Source organism: Exiguobacterium sp. S3 (assembly GCF_018617295.1).
GTDB lineage: Bacteria > Bacillota > Bacilli > Exiguobacteriales > Exiguobacteriaceae > Exiguobacterium > Exiguobacterium profundum.
The window spans coordinates 290,950-317,225 of record NZ_JACSJW010000001.1; the positions used below are offsets into that span (position 1 = coordinate 290,950).

The following is a 26,276-nucleotide window of genomic DNA, read 5'->3' on the forward strand; positions in this document are numbered from 1 at the left end:
GTGAACGTTTACGTGATAAAAATACATCTCAGAATTCTTATTTTTCTGGCATCTTCAAATGAGAAACGTTATACTACAAATAACTTATTAAAATATTTTAAAAAGTGGATAGGAGTTGAATCGTGATGAAAGATCCGCAACATGAATTACTAGTCGACATCCGAAAGCAAATTGCCCTACACAACGTTTCGACAATTTCCGAGTTGAGTAAGGCCACACACGTTTCATTCCCTACCGTTAAGAAGATGATTGATGACATGATTGAACACGGTGAAGTCATCGAACACGGTCAACTTGCCCCAAGAGGAGGAAGACCCGCAAAAAGTTATAAATTCAATCCAACATTCCGATGTTGCCTGACCCTATATATCGAAGCGAGCGAGATTCACTATCGCTTGATTGACTGTCAAACTCAGAATGTTGAAGAAGGTGTAACTTTAGTCTCAGGCACGCATTTAGAGACGTTAGGCAAACTCGTCGATACATTCGATGAGCACACAATAAAAATCGGTGCCATCTCTGTCGGCGTCGCCGCTGCAGTCGATACGGGTCGAATTGTTTTCGCCCCAGAATATCCATCACTGGCGCATTTAGATTTGAAGAACTGGTTGATGGAACGAACTGGACTTCCGGTCGTCATTGAAAATGATATGAATGCCGCCGTCTATGGATTTTCCATACGAGATGAGACCACAACACATCAGTCCATCGTCTATCTCGGCCTCGGAAAGAATGGTCCAGGTGCTGGTATCTTGCTCGATGGACATGTCGCTCGCGGACAATCCGGGTTTAGTGGTGAAGTTTCATTTCTTCCGCTTTATGATGATGCAACTTTCTTTGACCGCATAAAAAACAAGCCTTATGGACCACATGTTCTGAAAAAAGAAGAAATCGATGCATTAGGACGGCTCGTCGCTACATTTGCTGCGACACTAAACCCACACACATTCATCTTTTCAGACGTCGACCTCATTACTGACGATCTGTCTCACATCGACCGCGCATGCGAACGATATCTTCCCTCTCGTCACCTTCCTCGTCTACGGATTGGGGAATGGGAAGAGGATTACTTTTCCGGACTGGCTCGCCTCGGCATTGAATTGATGCTCGAAACGATTCCGCGAGGTGACGTATGACGATTGTTTTGTTGGCCGTGATCTATCTCGCATTTATCAGCCTTGGTCTTCCGGATGCCCTCATCGGTGTCGGGTGGCCACTTATGCATCAAGAATTCTCCGCACCCGTATCGATGGTCGGATGGATTTTTATGACGATTGCTGGTGGAACGATTCTTTCGAGTCTACTGAGCGGTAAACTATTGAAACATTTTGACACGAAACAAGTCACGTTCGGTTCGACATTACTCACAGCGCTCTGTCTGTTCGGATTCTACTCTGCTCCTTCAATCGGTTGGCTATTCGTATTCGCCATCCCGCTCGGTCTAGGTGCCGGTGCCGTCGATGCCGCTCTGAATCATTACGTTGCCGAACATTACGAAGCACATCATATGAACTGGCTACACTGCTTTTGGGGAATCGGCGCGACCGGGGGACCACTCGTCATGGCGGGTGTATTAACAGAGGATGGATGGCGTGACGGCTATTTGATTATCGCCGCCGTTCAGTTCAGTTTAGCTCTCGTATTGTGGTTGTCTTTCCCACTTTGGAAACAGAAAGAGGATTCCACTGCACATCCTCAAGAAACAGCCGTCACGACACTCGATCGCAAGCTACCGACCGGAGTGTCCTATGCATTGGCCACATTTCTACTTTACTGCGGGGTTGAAGCGTTGATTGGGTTATGGACGAGCAGTTATCTTGTGCAGATGAAACAGTTTTCCATTGCGACGGCTGCGGCATGGGTGTCCATCTACTACGGTAGTATCACAATTGGACGGTTTGTGAGCGGATTCCTCTCGTTCCGTTTCACGAACAAACAGATGATCCGGATGAGACAAATACTCGCCCTTGTCGGAAGCATCCTCTTCTTCATCCCAATCTCCGCGACGATGCTCGTCGGCTTGATGCTGATTGGCTTCGGATTGGCTCCGATTTATCCAAGTATGCTTCACGATACGCCGAATCGGTTTGGCTCGGCACAATCGAAACGTTTGATGGGGTTTCAAATGGCATTCGCCTACTCAGGGAGTACGTTTCTCCCCCCGTTATTCGGATTAATCGTGTCTATGACGTCACTCCGTTTTTTACCGTTTGTGGTCATCCTGATCATGACCGGGATGCTCTTCAATACAGAACGGTTGAATCAAATGATTAGACGAACATCAGAGGAGGATTCTATATGAGAATTGAACATGTCGCCCTTTGGGTAAACGATATCGAAAACATGCGCAGGTTTTACGAAGTCTATTTTGATGCACAGTCAAATGATAAATATGAAAACGAGAAGAAACAGTTTGAATCGTACTTTTTAACGTTTCGAGGTTCACGTTGCCGACTCGAACTGATGAGACGACCTCACCTTAAAGAACATCCGAAAGAATCGGCCGGGTATGCACATCTCGCCTTTTCACTCGGAAGTAAACACGCGGTAGATGCCTTGACGGAACGCTTTCAACTTGATGGATACACACACGTTGACGGTCCACGGACGACCGGTGATGGTTATTACGAAAGCGTCATCCTTGATCCGGAAGGCAACATCATCGAATTGACAATCTAAACAGAAGGAGACAACACACATGATCCAGGCAATTTTACTTGATTTAGACGGAACGCTGTTAAATGACGAGAAAATCATCACGGAACAGACGAAGCGCACGCTACTTGCATTGCAAGAGCAAGGTGTCAAAGTGGTGCTTGCGTCAGGACGTCCAAAGCGAGGGATGATTCGCTATGCACAAGAGTTGAAATTGAACGAGTTCGGCGGGTTGATTGTCTCTTCTAATGGAGCATGTGTCACGGACGCTTCTACAGGCGACACGCTTTTTGAACAAGCAATGCAAATCGAGGATGTTCGCTCAATCTTAAAGCACTTAGAGCACTACGAGGTCATCCCAATGATTAACGATGATACGTATATGTATGTGCGCGACGTTTTCGAGGGACAACTTGAAGTGAATGGAAAATTGATTAACATCATCGAATATGAATCGAGAGGCGGTCAGTTCCAATTGCGAGAAGAACCGAACTTAATCGAGATTATCGACTTCCCCGTCCATAAGATTCTCGTTGCTGGCGAGCCTTCATACTTACGAGAGAATGCAACTGCATTAGCTGGCCCTTTCACAGGTCGGGTCACGAGTATGTTCACAGCGGCGATGTATTATGAATTCACCGATTTCGGCATTGATAAGGCGAAGGCGCTGCGTCACGTCTTCGAGGAGTTGTGTATCGATCGTGACCACGTCATCGCTTTCGGAGATGGTCATAACGACCGTTCAATCATTGAATACGCAGGAATTGGGATTGCCATGGGAAATGCCGTCGATGCATTGATCGACATTGCGAGTGAGGTCACGACATCAAACAACGACGATGGGATCTCGAAGATTCTTGAGCGATATATCACACATTGAAAAAGGACAGATGACCTGTTGGGGTCGTCTGTCCTTTCTGCATTAACCGTTGATGACTGCTTTATGACCTTCGAGTGTGACGCCTTTTGCTTGGCATACTTTACAGATACCGTGAAACGTCAAGCGATGGTCTTTAATCAAAAATTCGTATTTACTCTCGACTTTTTTCTCAACATCGACGAGCAAGTCTTCCATGATTTCCTCGACCGAGCCGCATTCGACACAGACGAGATGGTGGTGCGAATGGTTCGCCCCTTCTGGACGTAAGTCAAAGCGTGCAACTCCGTCACCGAAGTTGACTTTATCGACCACGCCGAGCTCTGTCAATAATTCTAATGTGCGATAAACCGTTGCGAGTCCAATTTCTGGTGCGATGCTTTTCACGAGCATGAAGACGTTCTCCGCACTTAAATGGTCACTCTCATTCTCAAGTAAGATACGTACCGTCGATTCACGTTGTGGTGTTAATTTATATCCTTTGGCGCTCAATTGCTGTTTAATTCGTTCAATTCGCGTTTCCATAAGGCGCCCCCTCTTTACATAGTTCACTACTGAAAGCATACCGAAGTTTTACTCAATTTTCAATTTAAAATCATTACTATGTAAGTTTATCATATAAGTACTTAGATTAGAATTATTTCAATCTAGACAATTGCCACCATTGGATTGCCATAATTGTCTTGGCGTCGGTAATGATGCCTCGGTCCAGTAAATCGACGGCTTCATCAAATGAGTATCGTTTCACATTTAAAAATTCATCTTCGTCTAAATTCATCTCACCGGCAGATAACCCTTTTGCGACATATACATCGACCCGCTCACTGCAGAACCCAGGTGCCCCGTAGAAAGAAAAAATCTTTTCAAACGATTCCGCCGTGTAGCCCGTCTCCTCTTCGAGCTCGCGCTCGGCACTCGCCATCGGCTCTTCGCCTTTTTCCAACTTACCGGCTGGAATCTCAAGCGACATCGATTCAAACGCTTTTCGGTACTGCTCCACCATGACGATGTTGTCCGATTCATCAATGACGAGTACAGCGACGGCTCCGTTATGATAGACGAGTTCACGTACAGACGTGTTTCCGTTCGGAAGGGAAACGACATGCTTTTCCACATCGAAGATTTTGCCTTGATAAATGACTTCCCGCTCAATCGTTTTTTCTTCCATATGATTACTCCTCACTTTTCGATATACTCTGATTATGAGTCAAACCTACATTTCGAACAAGGAGGAATCCAAATGAGTGAACTCGGACTCGGAACGATGACGATTTTGAAACATGGGGAGAAAGAGGCAAAGAATATCCTGGAAACGGCCATTCAATCGGGGATTCGCCATATCGATACGGCAGACGTCTATGAACGACAAGCTGTCGAGCGTGTGATTGGGGAAACGTTGGGTCAAGAGCGACAACACTTATTTTTGGCGAGTAAAGGTGGCAACGAATTGACTGAGGAGGGCATGCGTTGGAATCCTGATCCGTCCTATTTAGAGGAAGCATTGCACGGATCGCTCGAGCGATTGAAAACCGATTACCTGGATTTATATTATATACATGGCGGCACGCTCGAGGATGACCTCGACGCAACGATTGAATGGGCACAAAAACAAAAACGAGATGGTCTAATCCGACAAATCGGACTCTCGTCGATTCGTCCGAACGTCATCAACCATTGGGTCAAATCCGGTGCCCTCGATGTTCTCATGACACCGTATTCCCTACTCGACCGCCGGGCAGAGACGCTCAACATTTCAATCCCCATCGTCGGTCGAGGGGTTCTTGCCAAAGGCCTATTAACGGATGAATGGGAGACTCGTCTCGGAGATAAGGGATTTGAGACGTGGCGAAAAGAGGAACTCGCAAGTGAATTGGCGATGATGCCGACACCGATTCAAGCCTATGCACTCGAAGCTGCAAAACGGTTCTGTGACGTCGTCTTACCAGGCGCCTCTTCAGTCAAGCAATTGAACGAAACGATTCGTTCATTTGAGACCAAAACCGATGATGAAGTGCTTGATCGCTTACTCGCTCGTTTACCGGTTCACCCATACACAAAACACGTGACCTGATCCGCTCAGGTCACGTGTTTTTCGTTGCGTGCTTGAATCTGTTCGATCGCCCAATCCGCCCATCCGGCATAGTTCTCCATCATTCGGATCGCATACTCGCTCGTCAGCAAATAGCCAAGTGTATCCTCGTCCGATTGATGTTCTTCTTGAAACATACGAATCTGTTGTGCGACCTGCTCATGGTGTGCCTTTGTCTCTTCGATATATCGGACCGCTTCTTCAACCGGCAACAATTGGAGCAGACTGACACGCAGGAGGTTTTCATCCTTCATTTTCGGTTGGAACGACGTTGGTTGACGTAACCAATTGATTAACTCTTCTCGTCCTCGATCCGTGATGGAGTATATTTTTTTGTCTGGCAACTCTTGTTGAGAGACATGTTCCGCCGAAACGAGTGCCTCTTCTTCCATCTTTAACAGTTCCCGATAAATCTGTGTATGATGGGCGTTCCAAAAATGAATCATCTGCGCCTTGAACGTCGCGTTCAAGGCGTACCCGGTCGCAGGCTGATGGGTCAATAACCCGAGCAATGCGTGACGTAACGCCATATCCATCACCTTTTCCTTCTCATGCTATTTTTAATAGTGTATCACATTCTCAAATGGTTTCGAGAATGCCAATCTGTTGACGACCCGTTAAAAACCCGACAAAATAGATAGAAGAAAGGAGAGTTGTCTATGCAACCGATTCATTCATCACAACAATTTGACGAAGCCACAAAAGATCATGGAATGGTGGTCTTCACTACATCATGGTGCCCGGACTGTAAACGTCTGGACATGTATGTCGATGAGCTTGTCAAAGACTATCCACAATTTAACTGGCACGTCGTCGACCGCGACGAACTCCCAGAGCTATCTGATGCACAAGAAGTTCGCGGCATCCCTTCACTTCTTTACTATAAAGACGGGGTAAAACAAGAACACCTCCACTCGGCGAACGCCAAGACGGAGATGCAAATCCGTTCTTTCCTCGATACGATCCAAGCATGACCTGATTCCTGCAGCCCATTCGACTGCAGGATTTTTTTGTACACACCTCTGTCATCCTCGATTATACTGTAAGAAATAACCAAATGAGAAAGGGAAACAATCATGACGTTTACACGCCTTTTCACTCCACTCTGTTTTACCATATTGATGTTGGTCGGCTGCATACAACCATCCACGTCACCATCCATGCCGTCTGATGACGAGACGGCTATCATAAAAAGTGCTGTTACCTATCTACAAAATAAGAATTGGCTACCAACCGATGAAAACGGGAAACAGGCTACGATTCAATCCATTACAGTCGATGATCGTTATGACTTAGTCGATGATCGGTTTGAAGGAACACGTGCCTGGCTCGTCACGTTCCCCCCTGATCCACAGCGTACGGTCGAGATTCCACAAGTACTCGTTGAATCGGAATCGAACGACGTGATTGGTCATCTTTTAAGCGAATAACGTGAACCTCCGACTACTTGTAATGCCGAACATACCGCGAGTCAATCCACCGCTTCATATAATATGGAATCCGACCATGCCATGTAAACTTTCCATATGTTAGCAAGGCGCGCCCTGGTGTCGTCAGTAAGATATTCATCGATTGACGTCTCCGAAATGGTCGACTTGTTTCCTCTAGTAACCGTTTGCCGACATAGCGCCCTGACCTAACAGCATCGACGCCTCCATTTAAGGAGGATGCCATATCTCCTGTTACATATATATTTGTAAAATGATGATGACGTAAATATTTGTCTACCTCTATAAAACTCTCAGGTTTTGCAAGCCCTGATTCAGTCCACCATTCCACGGGAACAACCCCCGTCGCATCCAATAAAAGCCCTTCCGATGTGTCTGCATGAAACGCCTGTTTGACGACCATGATCCCTGTTCTGACCAACAATCGCTCGATGTGCTTTCTAGTATGGACCGAGACGTCTGGTAATATCTCTTTTGCATACAGTGACACATTTTTTGTTCGAGCACACGTGAACGCCAATTCTACGCCGGCCTTCCCGCCTCCGACGATGGTCACTTGTGAACTCGATTCGATTTGGTCGAGTAAAGCTTGTGACATCGGTTTAAGTGGCGTGCCGATTCCCCGACTTTTCGCACCGGTGGCTAAAACGAGTTGATCGTATTCAAACATTCCGTTTTCTGTTTGAACCGTCTGCTGAATCGGGTCAATCGAGAGCACCCGCTTTGCGACCGGCTCTAGTTGAGGTGATCGGACCGTAGCTGAATCCATGAGCCCGGCAATCACTTGTGGAAACGCACCTGTATAAATCGTCTGGCAGTCTCCAATGAAGCGAACATCATAATGTTTGCATATCTCCTCAATACGATCGAGAATTTCTAGCTGTCCGTGTCCAAGTCCGGCCAACACCAACTTCGGTTTCATCGCAAAATCCTCCGCGCCTCAATGAATCGTTGTGTGATTGTCATGACTTCAAGCAATAAAAAGATAAGAGCAATCCCGCCGACCCAGTTCGGGAAGAGAATCATCAACGTGAACAAAATGAAGCACTCTGTTCGCTCGATAATTCCTGGCTGATAGTAAAACGTCTTCTCTGAGCGCTTTGAACTACTCGCACCGACAGCTAGGAACAGTGTCATGGCGATCACAAATGAAGCAATCAGAATGAGAAAAATAGGCATATATTCCGGGTAACGAAGGGCAAGGGCAATCACGACCGACAATTCGACGAATCGGTCCAAGACGAGGTCAAGCACCGTTCCAAACCCACTCGTTTTCGACTTTCGAGCCATCGTCCCATCTAAAACATCAAACAAGCCAGATAGCCACAGTAAGATGACGGCAGTCCAGTGCATATCATTATAGATAAAGATTCCGGTCGAGATTCCGATGATTCCTCCAAGTACTGTCACTTCGTTCGGCGTGAAATTCCATTTGAGCAACCGATTCGCTCCACGCTCGATGACCGGTTGAACGTAACGACTTCCGTATGTATCGAGCATACTATTCCTCCTTTCGTTTAATTCGATAAATCATTCCAGTTTGGTACGTTTCACACGTCGGTAACATGACGGATCGTCCATCCTTGAACTGATATTCCCCGAAACATTGACCGAATCGATAAATTTTCTTCATCAACTGAACCGACACACCAGTCGCTTCGGATACCTCCACCTCAGACAACGGTCGCAGTTCTCCATCGAGCATGACAAAGTCACCGAATCCAGGGGCCGTATCGTATAACTCCGCAACCGTCCCCGTACGTGTCACCTTGCCTTCATCAATCAGCGTCACCTGGTCTGCCATGAGCATCGCTTCTTCCCGATCATGAGTGACCAATACCGCCGTCAAGTTGAGTTCTTTCACTAAGTCCCGGATAAAACGCTGCAAGTCGAGCTTGAGTTTGGGATCAAGGTTTGTAAAGGGTTCATCTAATAACAGTAGTTCTGGTTCAGCAGCTAAAGCTCGGGCAAGACTGACCCGTTGTTGTTCGCCACCAGACAGTTCGTGTATCTCGGCATCATATCGGTCACCGAGTTGAACGACTCGTAGCCAATGTTCGGCTTGCTTACGAGAACGCTCTCGAGTCACGAGCGTGACATTCTCTCCGACTGTCAAATGTGGGAACAATAAAGCCGTTTGCGATAGCATCGTCACGCGCCGTTTATGCGCAGGGATAGGGATTAAAGAACGGTGATTCCATTTCACGTCGCCGCTGTCAGTCGACTCAAGACCTGCGATGATTCGTAGAATCGTCGATTTCCCTGAACCACTCACACCGACGATTGCGTGAATGTCGTGAGGTTTAACCTCGAAGTCGACACCATTTAGTATTTGTTTCGTTCCAAATTGTTTATATAGATTTTGTACATTCAAACTCATTGAAGACGTCCTTTCAGCATACGCACCATATACCGATCCCATCCTGAGAGCAGGAAATAGAGGAGAACGGGGAATAGGATGAGCATCCATGTGTTCGAGAGAGCTAGACCACGATTGTTTCCCGCATAAGATTGATACAATTCTGTCGTCACGGTCGGAATCAATCCCGCACCAATCAACTGGATCAGCGCAAATTGACTGAGCAAAATGACGGTCGTGAACAACGCGATGGTCCGCATCAATCTAGAAAAGAGCGGATACAGCACGTACATGACTCGCCGTCTCGATGGCAGAATCCGAGCTTGTTCCAAAAGTGGTCGACCGATGACCGCCATTCCGTTGTAGGCGAGGCGGATTGAATAGGGAATCGTCACGACGAGCAGAGCAAGGGTGACGCCGACATACGTCCCAATCAGACCGGCTTCCGCCAAGATCAGATAGAGGCCAAACAATGTGGCCAGCATCGGAATGAACAATGGTAAAAAGACGAGCCATTCGATGACATGTTTCCATCTAGAATCTGTCCACAATAGCCACCAGGCACACATCATCGAGAGCCACACATTGATCCCAGATAAAATCACAATCAATCCTATCGTATGAACGATTGCCATGTTGTTCTCGATTTCAAATGTCGGGACTACGAAAAAGAGGCTGATAAACGGTATGAACGTCAAACAGATGAGAAGCCCTTGTCGAATCATCGTCTCACCCCACGTTCAATTCGTCGTCGTATGGATGCGGTCAATACGTAAGATAGGAATACGCCGATTCCGACAAGACATGTCCAGACGAGGGCGACCGCATAAGGCTCTGTCGCCTCTAAATAGAGTCCAGTCGACAGTCGTTCATACGCGAGGACACCGATAAGTTTCGGGTAAGTCACGCCGAGCAATGCCGGGACCTCGTATGCGAACGAGATAAAGGCGATTAAAATCCATGCCGAATCGAGTAATGGTTTCATCAGAAACGGCAACTCCCCATGTTTGAATTGGTCAAACGGAGAGAGTTGGAGCGTCTTCGCCATCTCGACGTAACCCCGATTCAATTGCTCATATGTCCCGAGGATCATTAAAAAGACGAACGGTGTCTCCTTCCATATATAGGTCAGGATGACCGTGACATAGTTTCGTTCGTTCGCCTCAATCCATCCGATGCCGTTCATTCCGGTGAACAATAACCAAAACAGGTATGCAGCGGCAATGTGAGGGACAAACATCGGAAGTCGGAGTACAGATGATAGGAAACGCCAACCTTTTTGGACGACCGTTCTTGCAAGCCACGTCCCGATTACAAGCGATAGACCGGTCGATACGCTGACGACATAAATCGTCGTGACGAAACTATCGCGCCACGTCTCATTTGTTAAAAGCGAGCCCCAATCCGTTCCCATTGACTCTATGGCGAGAAAGACGAGAGCAGTGAGAGGAAGAAGCGACACCATGATCGTCACTGCGACACTACTTCGCAACACGTGGCCACTCCTCGCGGACGGTGTCAATCACGTTCGGTCCATAATCCGGAATCGAACGTTCGAGCAACTGCTCCGAATCTGGGTACGTGACACCCTCCCCTAATTCTTCAAACGCTCGTTGGTCATTCACGTCAAGCTTCGTTAAGTCGAGTGATGTGCCGTCTCCCCAATATTCTGGTCCTTGTTTGACAAGCTGTGCTTCAGGAGACAACAGTTCTTGAAGAAGGACTAACGCCCCATCTGGATTCGGGGCATTGAATGGGACTGCTAAAAAGTGTGTCGAGGCAATGGAGTGATCGAGGACGAGCGCGCGTGTCTCTTTCGGGAAAATCCCTTCCGTCACCTCCGCCTCGGCTCGACGTTCGTTGAATCCCATCGTCATCCAAACTTCTCCCGATGCATAGAGCTGATCGAGTTGTTCGAGCGTCTTTGGATACGTTTGTCCGTCTTTCCACAAATTCGGAGACCACGCTTTCAAGTCATCCCAGAACGAATCCTCAATGGTCGCTTTTTGGTCCAACTCGTCACCGTATCGTTCATACAATAGATGGCGGACGAAGGCATTCCCGGTGAAATCTGTGACTTCAGGATACGTGAATCGACCTGGATTGTCTTCAGTCCAGCGACGTAATTCTTCAAACGATTGCGGAGGATTGTCCACTTTCGAAGCATCGTAATGCATGATGAATTGTACATTCCCCCATGCGAGCTCCAAGTCCTCTGTCGGGGTGCCAGCATCTGATTGCTGGGCCGTTTCGTTTAATAACTCGGCGTTCGGGACACGTTCCATCAGTCCGTCTCGAAGAAGACCAGCCTCTTTCGCATTTCGGAAATTATCGCCATTGATCCAGACGGCATCAATCGTCCCGACTTGTCTGTCCGCTTTTTTATCGAGTGATAATTGTCGAATGAATTCTGCCGTATCCATTGCGACACGGTTCAATTCGACATTGTAAGATTCCTCGAGGCGAGGTGCCACGTAGTCATCGATGTAGCTGTTGATGCCCTCGTCCCCACCCCACATATATAGGTTGACGGTCGACCCTTCTGCCGTCGTCGCTGCTTTTTCAAACGAGTCCGAAAACTCAACTGCCTGTTCACTCCCACACGCTGCCACGAATGTTAGCATGACAGTTGCGAGCAGTACTCTCCATTTCCTCATCATAATCCCCCTTTTTACTTTTTCTCAAATCCCCGTTTTGCGAGCATTTCGAACATGGTTGGACAGATTGCATACACATTCGCCCCTACGTTCATCCACCACGGCGCATTGATTTCACGTTTTCGCTTACGACTTCCTCTGACAATCGCATCAGCCAATTGTTTCGGGTCAAGCATGATCCTTTGAACACTTTCAGCATATGTACCACTTTTATCAGCTCGATTAAAGAACGGCGTTGCAATCGGTCCTGGATTGACCGTCATGACGTGAATGCCACGGGGCTTCAACTCTAGCCTGAGCGCGTTCGAAAACTGTAAAAGTGCCGCCTTTGACCCTGCGTAGACGGCTGACTTAGGTGTCGGTACTTTCGCAGCCTGTGAACAGATGTTGACAATGATACCCTCTCGCTCCATCACGCGGGCGACATCTCGCGATAACAGCATCGGTGCGAGAGCGTTCACACGCATCGTTTCTTCTATCACATCCGTCGACTGATCGGTCACAAAATCAAATTCGGCCATGCCTGCATTGTTGACCCATACGTCAAATTTCCCGAACCGTTCGCTCACATCATGAACGAGAGCCGTTGACTTTGCGACATCCGCGCACATCCAATCCCCTTCACATGTTGCGGCAATCTTTTTTAACCGTTCTTCATTTCTTCCAATCAACAATACGTTGTATCCATATTCATAAAAAGAATGCGCCAATGCGGCACCGAGCCCGCTTGACGCACCAGTAATGACTACTCTTTTCACGACATCACTTCTTTCTTCGTATAAATCCATTTTTGATCATCTCGACGTCTCTCGATGTCGCCACGTTCCTCGAGTAAACTGAGTCGTGCAAACACTTCACTGAAGACGAGCGGCATCCCACGTCGCATCTTTCGTCCATATAACTTCATTGACCAATCAAAAACGCTAAGTCCATCTTCCCATTCGGCAAGCAATTGTTCACTGCGCTCATACCGTTGGCGAATTCGACTCTCGATTAAATCATTCGGATGGTGAATCGGTTCACCGTGTCCACTGACGACGAGCTTTAAATCAATCCCACGTAATTTTTTAAGCGAATCGATATAGAGAATGACGGGTGATGCAAATCCTTCGTCATCATACGGCTGTTCGATGAGCGGATTTGGTTCGACCTTGTCGATGAGGTGATCTCCGGCAATCAAGACTCCTCCGGGACCAATCAACCCGAGCTGGTCACTGGCGTGTCCAGGTAAATGGATTGTCTGCCACGCCCCATCCGAGGTCAATGCTTGCCCGTCCCCGAACGTCATCGTGACAGTCGTCGGACCAATCCAGCGAAGCGCTTCGCGATAGTCTGGTAATTTTTCCACGAGGGGAGCCGGGGCCCCGAAAGAGATGGCCAATTCATGTAAAAAGTGATTGCCACGCTTCAAAAAGTTTGGGGTTTGCTCTAAGTATCGAACGAGCTTTTCATGCCCGTACACGGGGATGGACGCGTCGCGAAGACGCCATGCTTGTCCGGCATGATCAGCATGATGATGTGTCAAAAATAAAAAGTCGATATCTGCCAACGAGAGTTCAAGCTCTTCAAGTTGACGGTTCAACGAGGTCCACGCCTCTTCTGTGTCTGGTCCACAATCGACCATGAAGAAGCGGTTCATATGTTCAACGATATATACGTTCACGTTCCCGACTTCGAACGGTGTCGGGATATCGAGTCTTGCCAGTTGGCTAGAAATCCAGTCCGCCATGTCATCACCACCCCTTCTTCCTGTCTTTCTCCATTATACCCGTCTGAAAGATGCGTTTTCAATCAAACAAAAAAGAGGGAGATGTCTCTCCCTCATGAATGATTCATATTATAGGTTGATGACCGTCACTTTATCACGTGTCATCGTCTCAAGGCTACGTCCGATTCCTTGAACGCCGAGTCCCGATTGCTTGACACCGATGAATGGGAAGTGGTCTGGACCGCGTTCTGTCCGTCCGTTCACTTGGACCGTACCGACTTCTAACTTATCAGCGACCGTGAAGGCGCTATTGACGTTTTGTGTGAAGACGCTCGCCTGAAGACCAAACTCCGATTCATTCGTGAGTGCGATCATCTCGTCGAGTGATTTCACACGGATGACCGGGAGGACCGGTCCGAACGGTTCTTCCCATGCGACACGCATATCTGTCGTCACATGATCAAGCAATGTCGGGTGAAGCAAGTTCCCTTCACGCTTATTACCGTAAACGACCGTTGCCTTTTTATTGACGGCGTCGTCAATCAAACCCTGTACATAATCCGTCGTCTTCGCATCAACTAAAGGAACGATGAAGCTGTTCTCTTCCGGTGAACCGACTGAAAGTTTTGCGACACGTTCTTTCAACATATCGACGAGCTCATCCGCTTGATTTTCAAGGACGAAGACGCGCTTGATTGCTGTACAACGTTGACCTGAATATGAGAACGCTCCGCTGACAATTTGGTCAGCTGCTAACGTCAAGTCTGCATCCTCTAAAACGAGGGCCGGGTCTTTCCCGCCGAGTTCGAGTACGACCGGTACCATCGACGCTTGTTGTGACAAATGTTGACCCGTACCCGTTCCACCTGTGAACGTGATCATGTCAATCCCTGGGTGTGATGTCAAGTAGTCACCGATGACCGAACCGCGACCTGTCACGAGGTTCAACAGACCTTTTGGAAGACCGGCATCGTGAAGAGCCTCGACCATCTTGATCCCACTGATTGCACCTTGCGTCGCTGGTTTGAAGACTACCGCATTTCCTGTGACGAGCGCCGGCGCAATCTTAGCAGCTGCCAAGTTTACCGGGTAGTTGAACGGTGAAATCGCGAGGATGACACCTAGCGCTTCTTTCTTGATAATGGCCATCTTGTTTTTCGAGCCACCTGGGAATGAATCGCCTTGCATGAAGCCGCCATTGAAGCGAATTCCTTCTTCTGCCGTATAACGAATGATTTCCGCCGTCCGTACGACTTCCTTCTTCGCGTCGTTCAAGTTTTTCCCGACTTCTCGCATGATGATTTGACCAATCTCATCCACGCGTTCTTCGAGTTTTTCTGCCCATGCATACAATAATTCAGCGCGCTTGTTGACCGGAAGCGCCGCCCATTCTTGTTGTGCACGTTTTGCGCCATGGATGGCTTCATCGACTTCATCGCGTGACATCGCTTGAACGCGACCTACGACTTCGTCTTTATATGGTGAAACGAGTTCAATCGTTTCGTTGCTTGAAGATTCCTGCCATTGACCATTCAATAAATATGGATATGTGTTCATACTCATCATCTCTATCTGCCTCCTGAGTAAGCTGTAATATCTCGTTGCCAACCCCATTGTATGCAGATTTTTTTGCATTGGACAACTATAACGATTCAGTTTATGAGATGTAAACGGTTACTATGAAACTTTTTGTGAATTCTGATGAGAGTTGACACTATTTTTACTGTAGATTTATCGATTGGATACCGATAGTAAAGATGAGAGTACGTGAAATAGGAGGGACTACCATTGAGCACTGATCATAATATTTTACTTGAAGCAGGAACGAACGAACTTGAAATCGTCATTTTCCAAGCTGGACCGTTCTTGTTCGGCATCAATGTCATGAAAGTACGTGAAATTATCACGATGCTTCCATTGACGCCACTCCCAGGTACGCCTGAAGCCATCATGGGATTAATCGAGCTGCGCGGTGAAGTCATGACCGTCATCGACCTTCCGATGGTCATCAGCCATCCGCGTGAAGTCGGAAGTGATGATCGTTTGATTGTCTGTGAGTTCAACGGTGAGAAGTCGGTTCTTCGTGTCGACCAGGTAACCGAGATCAAACGCATCTCTTGGGAACAAATTGATACCCCATCCGATCTCGCACGTGGTGTTCAAGGCATTACAAACGGTGTCGTCAAAACAGGTGACCAGATGATCATCTTGCTCGATTATGAGCGAATCGCGCTCGAGTTGTCACGTAAGGACATCATGGCTCGCGAATCTGTAAAGCGACTCGGCGCTCGTGAGCGCTCGAACAAAAACATTTGGCTAGCTGAAGATTCAGAAATGCTCCGCACATTGATCCTCGACACGTTGGATGACGCGGGGTACTTCAATACGACTGTCTTCAATAACGGGAAAGAGGCACTCGATGCGTTTGAACAAGAAGGTGCCGAGTGTGACCTCCTCATCACCGACATTGAGATGCCACAGATGGATGGACTTCATTTGACGAAGCGTCTTCGTGAGATGGACCAATACGCAACACTTCCAATCATCATCTTCTCGTCACTCATTTCAGATGACTTGAAACATAAAGGGGAAGCCGTCGGTGCGAACGCTCAAATCACGAAACCAGAAATCGGAATGTTGATTGCGACGCTCGATGAATTTGTAGGATAATAAAAAAGTTTGCGACTTCTCCGTCGCAAACTTTTTTATGTGAATTGTTCAAAATGCGTATTCCATTCGGTTAAAAATCGCTTACTATGCGATTCGATGGTTGCCAATGTTTCGGTCGCTCCATCTAGATGTGCATTTTCTCCAGCCACTTCAAGGTCGTGGAAAAGAAGCGCCGTCTGTTCTAGACCAACTGAATAGGAGGCCCCTTTCAATAAATGGGCGAGTTGTTCGACGCGAGAATAATCTTTCGACTCGACTGCCGATTGAAGTTCAGGATACTTCGCCTCGAACTGCTGGATATATGTGGTTGCAATTTTATTTAAGAACTCAATGTTTCCGTTTGCGATTTGGTGAAGCTCTGCTAGTTTTTCTTCATTGAACAGAGCGTCTTCGGGCATTCTAGTCAATATAACCCCTCCTCAATAAACGATATTCCAATCGTTCCCTCTCACTGTAACACGTTTTCGAGAGAAAACAAAAAAACTCCTGCTTTGGATTGCACTCTTCATTTTGGCTACCTATAATAAGATTGAGTTAAGGTAGGAGGAAGATGCATGCTGACGATTTACCGTACTGACGCATCAGGCCATGTGGATGAAATCGAAGACTTTGATAAAGGAAGCTGGATCCAACTCGTGAACCCGACAAAAGATGAGGCCGATCAAGTCATCGAGGCGTCCGGCATTCCAGAAGACTTTGTATATGACCCACTTGATATCGAAGAGAAACCACGTTTTGAAAAAGATGATGAAGGACTTCTCATGATCATCGACGTTCCGTATGTGGAGGAAGATGATACAGGTCGCACGTATAATACGATCCCGCTCGGTATCATCGTGACCGGACGACATTTCATTACCGTCTGCTCGCGAGATCTCGACGTGTTGAATTTGTTCGCTAACGGGAAGGCAAGACTGTTCCGAACAAACTATCGTAGTCGCTTCGTCTTTCAGATTTTACATCGTGTGAGCATGACGTATTTGCGCTTCTTGCGTCAAATCGACCGAAGAATGGACGAACTCGAGCAAGAGTTGCAGCGTTCCATGCGAAACCAAGAGATTTTCCAGTTGATGAACCTTCAAAAATCTCTCGTCTACTTCATGACTTCGTTAAAAGCGAATGATAGCGTCTTGGACCGAATCGTCAAGACACCGAGTTTGGAGAAGCATGAAGAGGACGAAGAACTACTCGAAGACGTTTTTGTCGAACACCGACAAGCGATGGAAATGGCATCGATTTATAACGACATCATCAGCATCAAGATGGAGGCATTCGGATCCATCATTTCAAACAATGTTAACTTCGTCATGAAATTCTTGGCATCCATCACGATTGTACTCAGCATCCCGACAATGATATCTGGAATTTTTGGGATGAACGTTCAAGTTCCATGGGAAGGACAACCGTTCGGATTCATCATGGCCATCACGATGATGATTGGATTTTCCGGTCTCGCCTTCTATATCCTTTGGCGAAAGCGATATTTCTAGCAAAAAAGAGCCTGACGCACGTTGCGTCAGGCTCTTTTCATGTGATTTTGACCGTGACGAGACATAGGTCGTCTTCAATTTCAATCTTTGGCACAAGCTGTTCAGCGACGTGACGACTATAGTCAAGACCATATGTGGAAACGTCCTTTTCTAGCCATCGAATCCCATCATCGATATCTTTGCTGTAACACTCCATGAGTCCATCCGTATACATATGAAGCGTCATATTCGGTGTGATGTCAATCTCTTTGGATTCATAATTCGGTTCCTCGAACATACCGACTGGTACCCCTGTCGTCTCAAGACGACAGTTTCCTTCTTCTGACGTCACGATGACAGGCGGATGACCCGCATTCACATATTCGATTCGACGTTTTGTCGTGTCGATGTAGCAATAGACCGCCGTGAAGTAGCTGTGCATATCGTCACCCGAGAAGAGGAACGTCATCTGACGGTTCAACTCCGTCATGACGTCTACCGGATATTGCACGTTCCCGACAAGCCCCGGTAGGATTGAACGGATTCCCATCGTGATGAGCGCCGATGAGACCCCATGTCCCATGACATCAAAGATGATGACCCCGTATCGGTCCGGTGCGACCTGAAACCACGCGTACATGTCTCCGGCTAGTTTTTTAGAAGGCAGATAGAGCGCACGAACATCAATCTCTTCATTACTGATTGGTGGAGTAAGCGCACTCTGTTGAATCTTTTGGGCAAGGTCCAAATCATACTGAAGACGGGCCTCATAAATTTTCCGTTCATCAACAGCTGCCTTATAACGGAGGGCAGAACGGATTCGTGCGAGTAATTCTGTTATTTTGATTGGTTTGGTCGTGTAATCTGACGCCTCCGCATCGAGTCCCTCGGCAATCTGCTTCTCTTCCGTTCGTCCGGAAACCATGATGACCGGCAACTCTTCAAAGTCAGCCATCTGCCGAATCCGTTTGCACGTCTCGATTCCTGAAATCCCAGGCATTTCGACATCCAACAGGACAAGATCATACAGCGATGCGGCTTGTGGGGCCATCAGTAAATCGAGCGCTTCTTCCCCACTCGAGACCGATACCGTCTCATAGTCGTGCTGGTGAAGCAGTTGCTCAAGTACGAGCGTATTGACCGGTTCATCATCCACAATCAAAATCGCCATGACTATCCCTTCCTTCTCTACGTAGTAATCTATATCGTATTGTACCATATCTTTTCACTCGCACACGACATAACCGTCTATTCATTCTAGTTGAAGAACCTGTCCACTGTTTGGCATACTGAAGAGAGAAAGTGAGGGGTTCATATGGCCTGGATATTCGCCGTAAGCGGTTTAATTATTTTACTCGTCCTCATCGCATCCATCGTCGTCATCCAAAAAGGATACGCCTATAAAGACAATAAAGACGACATCGTGCTCGACTATGACGAAATCAATCGTCGCATTGAAGATGACAAGAAGAGAGAAAAGACTGACCAGACAGAAGGGCCGCTCTAATGCGCGACCCTTTTTTATTTGAATTCAAATCGAAGTATACCTTTTTCTAAATACAATGAGGCATTGAATGTCTTGTCTCCCTTTTTGAACGTATGGACGTTCGACTGCCCGCCATTGATCATTTGCTTCAACTCATCTTTGACGAGTCCGACGCCAAGCACTTGTTTGGAGACGGTGAAGCGACATCCTTCCCGATAACCGCTGCACCCGATGAACTTTGGATGTTCGACAAGCCCTTTCCCACAATTCGGACAGACACCAAATGATGCCTTCGGTCGAGTCGTTCCTTTCTTGCCATAACGTTTCGCCTCAATCGTATAGCCCTCTGGATTAGCCGCCTCTACTCGCGATTTCGCTTCTTCGACCAAATGAACGGACATCTTCTTCGCTTGTTCAATGAATTCGGCAGCGGATGCCGATGCTTGACCGATCTCATGGAGTCGCTTCTCCCATTTCGCCGTCATGGCGGGTGATGCCAAAATACTATCTCCGAGGACATCAATCAACAGGCGACCCTTGTCTGTTGGAACAAGCTCTTTTTTCTGAAGTTGGACATAGCCTCGCTTCTTCAATCCATCGATGATGTTGGCACGTGTAGCCTCAGTCCCAAGACCCTCTACTTCTTTCATGATATGAATCAGCTCTTCGTCATCGAGTTGTTTCCCGGCGACTTTCATCGCCATAATGAGCGCGCCCTCCGTATATCGCTTCGGTGGCTCTGTCTGTTTCGACAACACTTCAACTTTCTTCTCTTTTAATTCTTCACCGACCATCATCGCAGGAAGCTCGACATCTTTTGATTTCATCTCAACGACTTGTCGATAGCCAGGACTCACAACGACGGTTCCTTTTGCTCGATACAAGTCGCTTCCATCAATCAAATCAACCGTTGTCTTCTCGAGCATCGCTGCGGGTGCAAAGGCCGCAAGGAAGCGTCGATTGATCAAATCATACAGTTTCGCATCATCCCCACCGAGTCGAGTGATGTCACCACATGCCTCCGTCGGGATGATTGCGTAGTGGTCACTGACTTTCTTGGCATTGACATAGCGTCGATTTTTCGACGGGTCCTCAGTCAAAAGGTCACGAAGTCCGGCATAGGCTTCGGACTTTAGCAGTCTTGCCTTTGTCTGTGGAAATAGCGTTGCCTCATCTGGTGTGACAAATCCCGAATCGGTCCGAGGGTAACTAATCCACCCTTTCGTATATAACTTTTGAGCGATATCAAGTGTCTTTTTCGCTCCGAATCCGAAGCGTTTCCCTGCCTCCGCTTGTAATCCGGATAGACTGAACCAAAATGGCGGTTGCTCAATTTTTTCTTCTTTGTCGATTGTCTTCACAATCGCAGTTCCAGATGCGCGTTTGACGACCGCATCAGCTTCCTCACGCGTTTTGAGCTTTGTTGTCTTTCCAAACGTGTACTTCGCTTTGAACGTGCCTCGACCTTTTGCAAGTGTCGCCTCGACTTCGAAGTATGGTTCTGGCACGAATTGTTTGATTTCTCGTTCGCGATTGACGATTAAGGCAAGAGTCGGGGTTTGCACACGACCGAGCGAGAATACGTCTTCAATCCCAATCGTCTTCAACAACGTCGTATAGGCACGAGACGCATTCATCCCAACGAGCCAGTCCGCACAGGCGCGGCTCATCGCCTCATGGTAGTATGGAATCGTCTGTTCACCTGGCAACAGTTGCGAGAATCCACGATCGACTGCTTGCTCCGTCAAACTCGAGATCCATAGTCGAGCAAGCGGTTTTTTGTTACCTGCGAGTCGGAGGATCAGACGAACGATTGCTTCCCCTTCCCTTTCGGCATCCGATGCGATGATGACATCAGTAATCGAGCGATCATGGAGCCATTTTTTGATGGCATAGAACGGTTTCGACTTCCCTTTTGAAATACGATAATCAAATCGTTCTGGGACAATCGGAAGTGAATCGTACTTCCACGACTTCCATTCCGGTCGATAGTGCGACGGTTCTTGAAGTTCACAAAGGTGACCGACCGCCCATACAACAATCGCCCCTTCCGGGAAACGGGAACAAGGTGAGATTTCAATCTCGTCTTTTCGCTTTTTTGATGGGTAGGGAGCAGCCAACTTTTGAGCTTGTGATGGCTTTTCCGCAATGATTAGTCTCATAAGAACTCCTTACTTTGCCTCCTACATAATGGCAAGACGTACATGATTAGCTAGCTTCTACTATGTATTTTACTATATCAAGTCAAAGATGGACACATCGAGAGGGGAGCATTTGTTTGCTATTTTTGAATCGTGTCTTGCCTCGTGGCTGTTTTCCGATATTATTAACAGAGAAGTACAACTGTGAAGGAGTGTCGCCATGTCTTATCTCATCTTGTTCGCTGCTGTCTTTTTCTTATCGACGAGTGTCCTCTTCGTCAAATGGACGTCGGCACCTGCCGAGACTGCCGCATTTTACCGTATGCTGTTCACGTGTCTCATGTTGTTACCGTTTGTCGATTTCAAATCACTCATCACCACGCGCCTCATGACTCGCTACGCTCTACTCCTTAGCGGAACGCTACTGGCGTTTCACTTTTGGCTTTGGTTTTTGTCACTCGATTACACGACGGTTGCCAGCTCCACACTATTTGTCACATCGAGTCCAATTTTTGTGTTGATCGGGAATGCACTCATCTTTAAAAAGAATCCGACTCGAAAAGGACTTGCCTTCGCGCTCGTCGCTGTCCTTGGGGGCATGCTCGTTGCTGCAGGGGACGTTCAACTCGGCCGTGAAGCCCTCTTCGGAGACCTACTCGCCTTGATTGCCGCCCTATTGATTGCAGGGTATTGGCTCGTTGGACAGCATGTACGAGCTTCGATGAACACGAATACATATTCTTTTAGCGTATATCTCGTTGCGACGGTCGTGCTTTGCTTCATGTTGCTCGTTCGCGGCACGACATTCACTGCCTTTGAATCCATCAACTGGTGGTACTTCCTCGCGCTCGCTTTCTTCCCGACAATCCTCGGGCACAACCTGTTCAACTATGCGCTTGCCCGTGTCAGTGCGACCGTCGTCAGTATCACGATTCTTGGAGAGGCGTTGTGGGGAATGCTGTTTGGATACGCCTTCTTCGGAGAGCGACTTGGACCGTTCCAATGGATTGGAGCCGTCGTCCTCCTCGGTGGGATATACTTGTTCCTAAAAGAAGACGCCCGCTCGACACGAGCGGACGCTTGATTATAAGTTTGTCGCATTTGGATTTACATCATGTGCTTCTTTATCTTCTTCTGAAGGACGGAACAATAATTTACGGTCCCAGAATGCCAAAGCAACAGCCGTCAAAAATGTCATCGCATCAGCGATTGGGAATGCCAACCATACGCCGAACACTCCGAGGAACGACGGGAGAATAAAGACGAGCGGAATCGTGTAGAGCGTCTGACGTGAAAGGGACAAGAACATAGCGACGCGTGCTTTCCCGAGGGACTGATAGATTCCATTGACGAGCATCTGAACACTCGGAAGGAAGGAAACGGCGAACAAAATGTGAATCGCCGTCACACCGCCAGCAATGAGCGCCTCATCCGTCGAGAACCAGCCCATGAGTGTTTGCGGGAATAGCTGCAGAATCAACCAAATGATGACAGCAATCGCAATCCCGGCCCGCATCGCCGTCCAAATGGTTTCACGCATTCGGTCGAATCGCTCTGCACCGTAGTTATATCCAACGATTGGTTGCATCCCTTGGACGATTCCCATGATTGGCATACCAACGAGCGCCATGAACTTGTTGATAATGGCGAAAATGGCCAATTCTTCGGTCCCGCCGTACGTACCGAGCATCACGTTGACACCAACAAATAAAATGGATTGGGACACCATCATGATGAACGAAGACGAACCGATTGCCATGATTTCTTTTATCTCATCGAATCGAATCCGGAACTGACGCCACTTGAAGCGCAGTTCCGTTTTTGGTTTTCGGGCGAAGAAGAAGCGCAGCATCAATACGGAACCGATGACTTGGGCGAGTGCCGTAGAAGTCGCTGCCCCGTACATGCCCCAGTCGAACGTGAAAATGAAGAGCGGGGTCGTCACGAGGTTGACGAGAACGGTCGTCAGCATGACCTTCATTTGATAAGGTGCCTGTCCTTCAGCACGAACCATCGCACTCGAAGCGAGTGTGAACATGAAGAATGGTGAACTGATCAAGACAACTGATAAGTACTGTCGGCTGAGATCCATGATTTCGGTCGTCGCACCGAACACTTTCAAAATTTCATCTAACATAAAGAAAGCAGAACTGACCGCAAGTGCCGCAAACAGACCGACGAGGATAAGTACGTTCAAGAATGTAACGGCTGCACCGGCATCGTCACCGCGTCCAAGCTTCCTCGAACTGATAGACGCCCCACCTAGACCAACGGCACTCGACACGGCCATTAAAATCATCTGAATCGGAAACGCAATCCCGATGGCAGCGACTGCCGATGCACCGATCCCTCGGGCGACAAAAATCGTATCAATGATATTGTAGAGCGCCGTCACGAGCATCCCAATCATCGCCGGAAGCGATAACTTGAAGAGGAGTCTGCCGATGGGCTCAGTCCGTAATTGCTCCGTATTTTGGTTCATTCTTCCATCCCTCCGTCTCTACTTCTTAGGGTAGCAGGATTGAACGGAACGGGCGACTATGTTGGCTCGGTGGATGTGTCAAACGAGCGAACGAGCACGCACACCTTTTCGCTTACGCATAATGTAATCGGTTGCGACCGGCCGATCCACTTTTACACGAATTGTCATCATCGCTTGGTTAGCAGACTCGAGGAGGTGACCGTCCACATCCTCCATCGTATCAATGACTTGTGAAAAACGAACAAATCCGGGTCCGAAAAATTCAACCTCTTCACCGATTGAAAAGTGATTCCGCTGTTCGAGCGTTGCCATACCCGTCAAAGGGTCGTATGAGATGACACGAGCCGCAAACGTAAATTGCGGAATCGAACGAGGTTTCCCGAACAATTGCTCTTTTTCAGTCGGGATCCCGTAATAGAACCCGGTCGCGAGTTCACGTTGGGCCGCTTTCCAAATTTCTTCTTCCCATGCAGGGTCGAAGACGAAATGCTCTGGGTCTTCACAGTACGCATCAATCACTTGACGATAGACGTTACACACCGTCGCGACGTAATGAATCGATTTCATTCGTCCCTCTATCTTCAAACTATCGACTCCTGCCTCCACCAAGTCAGGAATGTGGCGGACCATCGATAAATCAACTGAACTCATCGAGAACGGCTCTTCGTCACGCGCTTCCATCTCTTCTGTTAGAAGATCACCTTCTTCAAAGAAACCATATTTCCAGCGGCATGATTGGGCACATCCCCCACGGTTGGCATCTCGTAATGTCATGTGATTTGATAACGTGCATCGACCGGAATACGAGATACACATCGCCCCATGGACGAACGTCTCAATTTCGACATCGACTTCCTGTTTCATTTTAATGATTTCATCCATCGATACCTCACGAGCCAAGACGATTCGTTCGAGTCCTTCTTCCTTCCAGAAACGAAGGGTCTCGTAGTTTGTCGCCGAAGCTTGGGTCGACAAATGGACGGGCAACCCTTCTGCTTCCGTAAGACAAGTTTCAATCATCGCTGGATCCGAGACGATGACTGCATCGATTCCGATATCTCGAAGTGTTCGGAAGAAGTCACCTGCCCCCTCGATATCGCCTTCATGCGTCACCATGTTCGCAGCGACGTATACTTTCGCGCCGTACGCATGTGCGAAGGCTACCCCCTCACGCATCTCGTCATAACTGAAATTACCGGCACGTGAACGTAACCCGAACTGCTGTCCGCCGATATAGACCGCATCGGCACCATAATGGATGGCCATCTTTAATTTTTCTAAGTTTCCTGCTGGCGCTAATAATTCTGGACGTCGTTTCATCTTGATCCCTCACTTAATCTCTTCTGGTTTTCGCAACCACAGTCCCGTACCGAGACGGAACGTTTCCGGTTGAAGCTCGTGAAGACGATGTTCCATCTCTACACGATCAAATCGACCGTTCAACAAATTCGTCCGGGCATAAGTAAACAACTGAACGATTTCAACAAACTGGTCCCCGGCGTGCCATCCGTCTAGCTTCCACGTGTGAAGTCCATTTTTGACTAACGTCGGAAGCTGACCCATGAGCGTCAAATCCTCAGAGAAAATATGGGTGCCGTTCTCGTCCTCATAGATGGGATAACGACTGGTCGTATCTGCCGGTTCGCTCATATAAAATTCGCGTTGTTTTGCTTCTTCAACCGGTCTTCCGAGTTCATTAAAGTAATTCGTCACGAGTGGGCGTTTAGAGTGATGGATGCATGTCGGACCATATACTTGCACTTCAACAGGAAGTCCGATTTGCTGCTGGATCAAGACGAGTTCTTCGATTGTCACTTCGCGGGCGACGACCGCTCCAATCGCTTCGCGTTTCCCCCAAAATTGGATCTGTTTGGCGGATGTGACGAGCGTTTGGGCATCATACCAATACGGAATCTTGGCCTGTCGAATCAAGCGAATGGCGCCGGGGTCTCCAGCGGTGACATCATCGACTCCTATCGTTTTCAGCGTTTGCAAATAATCTTTTAACTCTTCAATGTGGTCATTGTGCATCAGGTTGTTGATGGCTACCGTCACTTCTTTCCCATACCGATGGGCAAGTTGTGTGACTTCTCTCACAGCATCGATTGTCCAGTCACCTTTTTGTCTCAACCCAAACCTTGAATTTCCGATATATAGTCGGTCCGCGCCGGCTTTGATTAACGCTTCTGCCTGATCAACGCTTTGCGCCGTAGTGACGAGCTGAATCATCATATT

The 26,276-nt window shown here is 47.8% G+C and carries 29 protein-coding genes; 11 read left to right on the forward strand and 18 right to left on the reverse strand.

Annotated elements, in window-relative coordinates:
* Positions 1-125 precede the first annotated feature (125 nt).
* Genes KNO65_RS01560 through KNO65_RS01575 form a run of 4 tightly spaced genes read left to right on the forward strand, consistent with a single transcriptional unit; the run spans position 126 to position 3,535 of the window.
* On the forward strand, positions 126-1,136 hold the full coding sequence (locus KNO65_RS01560) for an ROK family protein (RefSeq protein WP_214781380.1): 1,011 nt from the start codon (positions 126-128) through the stop codon (positions 1,134-1,136).
* Entirely contained in the window at positions 1,133-2,302 is a 1,170-nt protein-coding gene (locus tag KNO65_RS01565; RefSeq protein ID WP_214781382.1) for an MFS transporter, read from the forward strand. The genes KNO65_RS01560 and KNO65_RS01565 overlap by 4 nt, the downstream gene beginning before the upstream one ends.
* Positions 2,299-2,679 carry a VOC family protein gene (locus KNO65_RS01570; RefSeq protein WP_074036798.1) on the forward strand — a complete coding sequence of 127 codons (381 nt, stop codon included), beginning with the start codon at positions 2,299-2,301 and terminating at the stop codon, positions 2,677-2,679. Before KNO65_RS01565 ends, KNO65_RS01570 begins: the two co-directional genes overlap by 4 nt.
* Before the next feature lie 19 nt (positions 2,680-2,698).
* Positions 2,699-3,535 carry a Cof-type HAD-IIB family hydrolase gene (locus KNO65_RS01575; RefSeq protein WP_159562420.1) on the forward strand — a complete coding sequence of 279 codons (837 nt, stop codon included), beginning with the start codon at positions 2,699-2,701 and terminating at the stop codon, positions 3,533-3,535.
* A gap of 42 nt (positions 3,536-3,577) precedes the next feature.
* On the opposite strand, the gene fur is transcribed toward KNO65_RS01575, so the two are convergent.
* Positions 3,578-4,057, reverse strand: coding sequence for a ferric iron uptake transcriptional regulator (gene fur / locus KNO65_RS01580; RefSeq protein ID WP_012726507.1), 480 nt, complete (start codon positions 4,055-4,057; stop codon positions 3,578-3,580).
* Positions 4,058-4,169: 112 nt separating this feature from the next.
* Entirely contained in the window at positions 4,170-4,700 is a 531-nt protein-coding gene (locus tag KNO65_RS01585; RefSeq protein ID WP_214781384.1) for an NUDIX domain-containing protein, read from the reverse strand.
* A 72-nt stretch (positions 4,701-4,772) separates the two neighbouring features.
* Here KNO65_RS01585 and KNO65_RS01590 point away from each other — a divergent pair, with 72 nt between their 5' ends.
* Positions 4,773-5,603: an aldo/keto reductase gene (locus KNO65_RS01590; RefSeq protein WP_214781387.1), complete on the forward strand. Its 831-nt coding sequence runs from the start codon at positions 4,773-4,775 to the stop codon at positions 5,601-5,603.
* A gap of 5 nt (positions 5,604-5,608) precedes the next feature.
* Here KNO65_RS01590 and KNO65_RS01595 read toward each other — a convergent pair whose 3' ends face one another.
* Positions 5,609-6,157 carry a PadR family transcriptional regulator gene (locus KNO65_RS01595; RefSeq protein WP_084543069.1) on the reverse strand — a complete coding sequence of 183 codons (549 nt, stop codon included), beginning with the start codon at positions 6,155-6,157 and terminating at the stop codon, positions 5,609-5,611.
* 123 nt (positions 6,158-6,280) lie between these two features.
* Between KNO65_RS01595 and KNO65_RS01600 the strand changes: the two genes are divergently transcribed.
* Together KNO65_RS01600 and KNO65_RS01605 are read left to right on the forward strand one after the other, a co-directional pair.
* Entirely contained in the window at positions 6,281-6,595 is a 315-nt protein-coding gene (locus KNO65_RS01600; RefSeq protein ID WP_012726511.1) for a thioredoxin family protein, read from the forward strand.
* Positions 6,596-6,697: 102 nt separating this feature from the next.
* Positions 6,698-7,051, forward strand: a complete 354-nt coding sequence (locus KNO65_RS01605) for a hypothetical protein (RefSeq protein ID WP_214781389.1) — start codon at positions 6,698-6,700, stop codon at positions 7,049-7,051.
* A 13-nt stretch (positions 7,052-7,064) separates the two neighbouring features.
* Here the strand turns inward: KNO65_RS01605 and KNO65_RS01610 are convergent, their stop codons facing one another.
* The 9 genes from KNO65_RS01610 to KNO65_RS01650 all read right to left on the reverse strand — a co-directional run bounded on the left by KNO65_RS01610 (position 7,065) and on the right by KNO65_RS01650 (position 15,359).
* Positions 7,065-7,991: an NAD(P)/FAD-dependent oxidoreductase gene (locus tag KNO65_RS01610; RefSeq protein WP_214781391.1), complete on the reverse strand. Its 927-nt coding sequence runs from the start codon at positions 7,989-7,991 to the stop codon at positions 7,065-7,067.
* A complete protein-coding gene (locus KNO65_RS01615; RefSeq protein ID WP_012726514.1) occupies positions 7,988-8,569 on the reverse strand; it encodes a CDP-alcohol phosphatidyltransferase family protein in 582 nt (193 codons plus the stop codon). Before KNO65_RS01615 ends, KNO65_RS01610 begins: the two co-directional genes overlap by 4 nt.
* A 1-nt stretch (position 8,570) precedes the next feature.
* Positions 8,571-9,449, reverse strand: a complete 879-nt coding sequence (locus tag KNO65_RS01620) for an ABC transporter ATP-binding protein (RefSeq protein WP_074036787.1) — start codon at positions 9,447-9,449, stop codon at positions 8,571-8,573.
* Positions 9,446-10,153, reverse strand: coding sequence for an ABC transporter permease subunit (locus tag KNO65_RS01625; protein ID WP_214781393.1), 708 nt, complete (start codon positions 10,151-10,153; stop codon positions 9,446-9,448). The genes KNO65_RS01620 and KNO65_RS01625 overlap by 4 nt, the downstream gene beginning before the upstream one ends.
* Positions 10,150-10,923, reverse strand: coding sequence for an ABC transporter permease subunit (locus KNO65_RS01630; RefSeq protein ID WP_214781394.1), 774 nt, complete (start codon positions 10,921-10,923; stop codon positions 10,150-10,152). Before KNO65_RS01630 ends, KNO65_RS01625 begins: the two co-directional genes overlap by 4 nt.
* Positions 10,910-12,085 (reverse strand): ABC transporter substrate-binding protein, encoded by a 1,176-nt coding sequence (locus KNO65_RS01635; protein WP_214690792.1) that lies wholly within the window; start codon positions 12,083-12,085, stop codon positions 10,910-10,912. Before KNO65_RS01635 ends, KNO65_RS01630 begins: the two co-directional genes overlap by 14 nt.
* 14 nt (positions 12,086-12,099) lie before the next feature.
* The gene (locus KNO65_RS01640; RefSeq protein ID WP_214781396.1) at positions 12,100-12,843 is read right to left on the reverse strand and encodes an SDR family NAD(P)-dependent oxidoreductase; all 744 of its coding nucleotides are present in this window, start codon (positions 12,841-12,843) and stop codon (positions 12,100-12,102) included.
* Positions 12,840-13,814 carry an MBL fold metallo-hydrolase gene (locus KNO65_RS01645; RefSeq protein WP_078147067.1) on the reverse strand — a complete coding sequence of 325 codons (975 nt, stop codon included), beginning with the start codon at positions 13,812-13,814 and terminating at the stop codon, positions 12,840-12,842. Before KNO65_RS01645 ends, KNO65_RS01640 begins: the two co-directional genes overlap by 4 nt.
* Before the next feature lie 108 nt (positions 13,815-13,922).
* Positions 13,923-15,359, reverse strand: a complete 1,437-nt coding sequence (locus KNO65_RS01650) for an NADP-dependent glyceraldehyde-3-phosphate dehydrogenase (RefSeq protein ID WP_214690790.1) — start codon at positions 15,357-15,359, stop codon at positions 13,923-13,925.
* A 222-nt stretch (positions 15,360-15,581) separates the two neighbouring features.
* On the opposite strand from KNO65_RS01650, the gene KNO65_RS01655 reads away from it, so the two are divergent.
* Positions 15,582-16,463 (forward strand): chemotaxis protein CheV, encoded by an 882-nt coding sequence (locus KNO65_RS01655; protein ID WP_074036778.1) that lies wholly within the window; start codon positions 15,582-15,584, stop codon positions 16,461-16,463.
* Between the two features lie 35 nt (positions 16,464-16,498).
* Here KNO65_RS01655 and KNO65_RS01660 read toward each other — a convergent pair whose 3' ends face one another.
* Positions 16,499-16,861 (reverse strand): Hpt domain-containing protein, encoded by a 363-nt coding sequence (locus KNO65_RS01660; protein ID WP_230872919.1) that lies wholly within the window; start codon positions 16,859-16,861, stop codon positions 16,499-16,501.
* Positions 16,862-17,017: 156 nt separating this feature from the next.
* Between KNO65_RS01660 and KNO65_RS01665 the strand changes: the two genes are divergently transcribed.
* Positions 17,018-17,953 (forward strand): magnesium transporter CorA family protein, encoded by a 936-nt coding sequence (locus tag KNO65_RS01665; protein WP_012726524.1) that lies wholly within the window; start codon positions 17,018-17,020, stop codon positions 17,951-17,953.
* Between the two features lie 37 nt (positions 17,954-17,990).
* Here the strand turns inward: KNO65_RS01665 and KNO65_RS01670 are convergent, their stop codons facing one another.
* On the reverse strand, positions 17,991-19,103 hold the full coding sequence (locus KNO65_RS01670) for a PP2C family protein-serine/threonine phosphatase (RefSeq protein ID WP_074036772.1): 1,113 nt from the start codon (positions 19,101-19,103) through the stop codon (positions 17,991-17,993).
* 144 nt (positions 19,104-19,247) lie between these two features.
* On the opposite strand from KNO65_RS01670, the gene ytzI reads away from it, so the two are divergent.
* On the forward strand, positions 19,248-19,439 hold the full coding sequence (gene ytzI, locus KNO65_RS01675) for a YtzI protein (RefSeq protein WP_074036770.1): 192 nt from the start codon (positions 19,248-19,250) through the stop codon (positions 19,437-19,439).
* Between the two features lie 14 nt (positions 19,440-19,453).
* Here ytzI and KNO65_RS01680 read toward each other — a convergent pair whose 3' ends face one another.
* Entirely contained in the window at positions 19,454-21,580 is a 2,127-nt protein-coding gene (locus KNO65_RS01680; RefSeq protein ID WP_214781398.1) for a DNA topoisomerase III, read from the reverse strand.
* A gap of 199 nt (positions 21,581-21,779) precedes the next feature.
* Between KNO65_RS01680 and KNO65_RS01685 the strand changes: the two genes are divergently transcribed.
* Positions 21,780-22,643 (forward strand): DMT family transporter, encoded by an 864-nt coding sequence (locus KNO65_RS01685; protein ID WP_214781400.1) that lies wholly within the window; start codon positions 21,780-21,782, stop codon positions 22,641-22,643.
* Here KNO65_RS01685 and KNO65_RS01690 read toward each other — a convergent pair whose 3' ends face one another.
* The 3 genes from KNO65_RS01690 to KNO65_RS01700 all read right to left on the reverse strand — a co-directional run bounded on the left by KNO65_RS01690 (position 22,644) and on the right by KNO65_RS01700 (position 26,267).
* The gene (locus KNO65_RS01690; RefSeq protein ID WP_214781402.1) at positions 22,644-24,041 is read right to left on the reverse strand and encodes an MATE family efflux transporter; all 1,398 of its coding nucleotides are present in this window, start codon (positions 24,039-24,041) and stop codon (positions 22,644-22,646) included.
* Positions 24,042-24,119: 78 nt separating this feature from the next.
* On the reverse strand, positions 24,120-25,361 hold the full coding sequence (locus KNO65_RS01695) for a peptidase U32 family protein (protein WP_214781404.1): 1,242 nt from the start codon (positions 25,359-25,361) through the stop codon (positions 24,120-24,122).
* Between the two features lie 9 nt (positions 25,362-25,370).
* Positions 25,371-26,267, reverse strand: coding sequence for a peptidase U32 family protein (locus tag KNO65_RS01700; RefSeq protein ID WP_353047420.1), 897 nt, complete (start codon positions 26,265-26,267; stop codon positions 25,371-25,373).
* Between the last annotated feature and the right edge of the window lie 9 nt (positions 26,268-26,276).

What these genes read in the sequence shown, in the direction of transcription:
- KNO65_RS01690 (WP_214781402.1), bottom strand. Translation starts at nt 24,041, where the DNA reads ATGAACCAAAATACGGAGCAATTACGGACTGAGCCCATCGGCAGACTC.
- KNO65_RS01660 (WP_230872919.1), bottom strand. Translation starts at nt 16,861, where the DNA reads ATGCCCGAAGACGCTCTGTTCAATGAAGAAAAACTAGCAGAGCTTCAC.
- KNO65_RS01560 (WP_214781380.1), top strand. Translation starts at nt 126, where the DNA reads ATGAAAGATCCGCAACATGAATTACTAGTCGACATCCGAAAGCAAATT.
- ytzI (WP_074036770.1), top strand. Translation starts at nt 19,248, where the DNA reads ATGGCCTGGATATTCGCCGTAAGCGGTTTAATTATTTTACTCGTCCTC.
- KNO65_RS01575 (WP_159562420.1), top strand. Translation starts at nt 2,699, where the DNA reads ATGATCCAGGCAATTTTACTTGATTTAGACGGAACGCTGTTAAATGAC.
- KNO65_RS01615 (WP_012726514.1), bottom strand. Translation starts at nt 8,569, where the DNA reads ATGCTCGATACATACGGAAGTCGTTACGTTCAACCGGTCATCGAGCGT.
- KNO65_RS01680 (WP_214781398.1), bottom strand. Translation starts at nt 21,580, where the DNA reads ATGAGACTAATCATTGCGGAAAAGCCATCACAAGCTCAAAAGTTGGCT.
- KNO65_RS01635 (WP_214690792.1), bottom strand. Translation starts at nt 12,085, where the DNA reads ATGAGGAAATGGAGAGTACTGCTCGCAACTGTCATGCTAACATTCGTG.
- fur (WP_012726507.1), bottom strand. Translation starts at nt 4,057, where the DNA reads ATGGAAACGCGAATTGAACGAATTAAACAGCAATTGAGCGCCAAAGGA.
- KNO65_RS01605 (WP_214781389.1), top strand. Translation starts at nt 6,698, where the DNA reads ATGACGTTTACACGCCTTTTCACTCCACTCTGTTTTACCATATTGATG.
- KNO65_RS01570 (WP_074036798.1), top strand. Translation starts at nt 2,299, where the DNA reads ATGAGAATTGAACATGTCGCCCTTTGGGTAAACGATATCGAAAACATG.
- KNO65_RS01695 (WP_214781404.1), bottom strand. Translation starts at nt 25,361, where the DNA reads ATGAAACGACGTCCAGAATTATTAGCGCCAGCAGGAAACTTAGAAAAA.
- KNO65_RS01565 (WP_214781382.1), top strand. Translation starts at nt 1,133, where the DNA reads ATGACGATTGTTTTGTTGGCCGTGATCTATCTCGCATTTATCAGCCTT.
- KNO65_RS01685 (WP_214781400.1), top strand. Translation starts at nt 21,780, where the DNA reads ATGTCTTATCTCATCTTGTTCGCTGCTGTCTTTTTCTTATCGACGAGT.
- KNO65_RS01645 (WP_078147067.1), bottom strand. Translation starts at nt 13,814, where the DNA reads ATGGCGGACTGGATTTCTAGCCAACTGGCAAGACTCGATATCCCGACA.
- KNO65_RS01600 (WP_012726511.1), top strand. Translation starts at nt 6,281, where the DNA reads ATGCAACCGATTCATTCATCACAACAATTTGACGAAGCCACAAAAGAT.
- KNO65_RS01650 (WP_214690790.1), bottom strand. Translation starts at nt 15,359, where the DNA reads ATGATGAGTATGAACACATATCCATATTTATTGAATGGTCAATGGCAG.
- KNO65_RS01610 (WP_214781391.1), bottom strand. Translation starts at nt 7,991, where the DNA reads ATGAAACCGAAGTTGGTGTTGGCCGGACTTGGACACGGACAGCTAGAA.
- KNO65_RS01620 (WP_074036787.1), bottom strand. Translation starts at nt 9,449, where the DNA reads ATGAGTTTGAATGTACAAAATCTATATAAACAATTTGGAACGAAACAA.
- KNO65_RS01670 (WP_074036772.1), bottom strand. Translation starts at nt 19,103, where the DNA reads ATGGCGATTTTGATTGTGGATGATGAACCGGTCAATACGCTCGTACTT.
- KNO65_RS01590 (WP_214781387.1), top strand. Translation starts at nt 4,773, where the DNA reads ATGAGTGAACTCGGACTCGGAACGATGACGATTTTGAAACATGGGGAG.
- KNO65_RS01665 (WP_012726524.1), top strand. Translation starts at nt 17,018, where the DNA reads ATGCTGACGATTTACCGTACTGACGCATCAGGCCATGTGGATGAAATC.
- KNO65_RS01585 (WP_214781384.1), bottom strand. Translation starts at nt 4,700, where the DNA reads ATGGAAGAAAAAACGATTGAGCGGGAAGTCATTTATCAAGGCAAAATC.
- KNO65_RS01595 (WP_084543069.1), bottom strand. Translation starts at nt 6,157, where the DNA reads ATGGATATGGCGTTACGTCACGCATTGCTCGGGTTATTGACCCATCAG.
- KNO65_RS01625 (WP_214781393.1), bottom strand. Translation starts at nt 10,153, where the DNA reads ATGATTCGACAAGGGCTTCTCATCTGTTTGACGTTCATACCGTTTATC.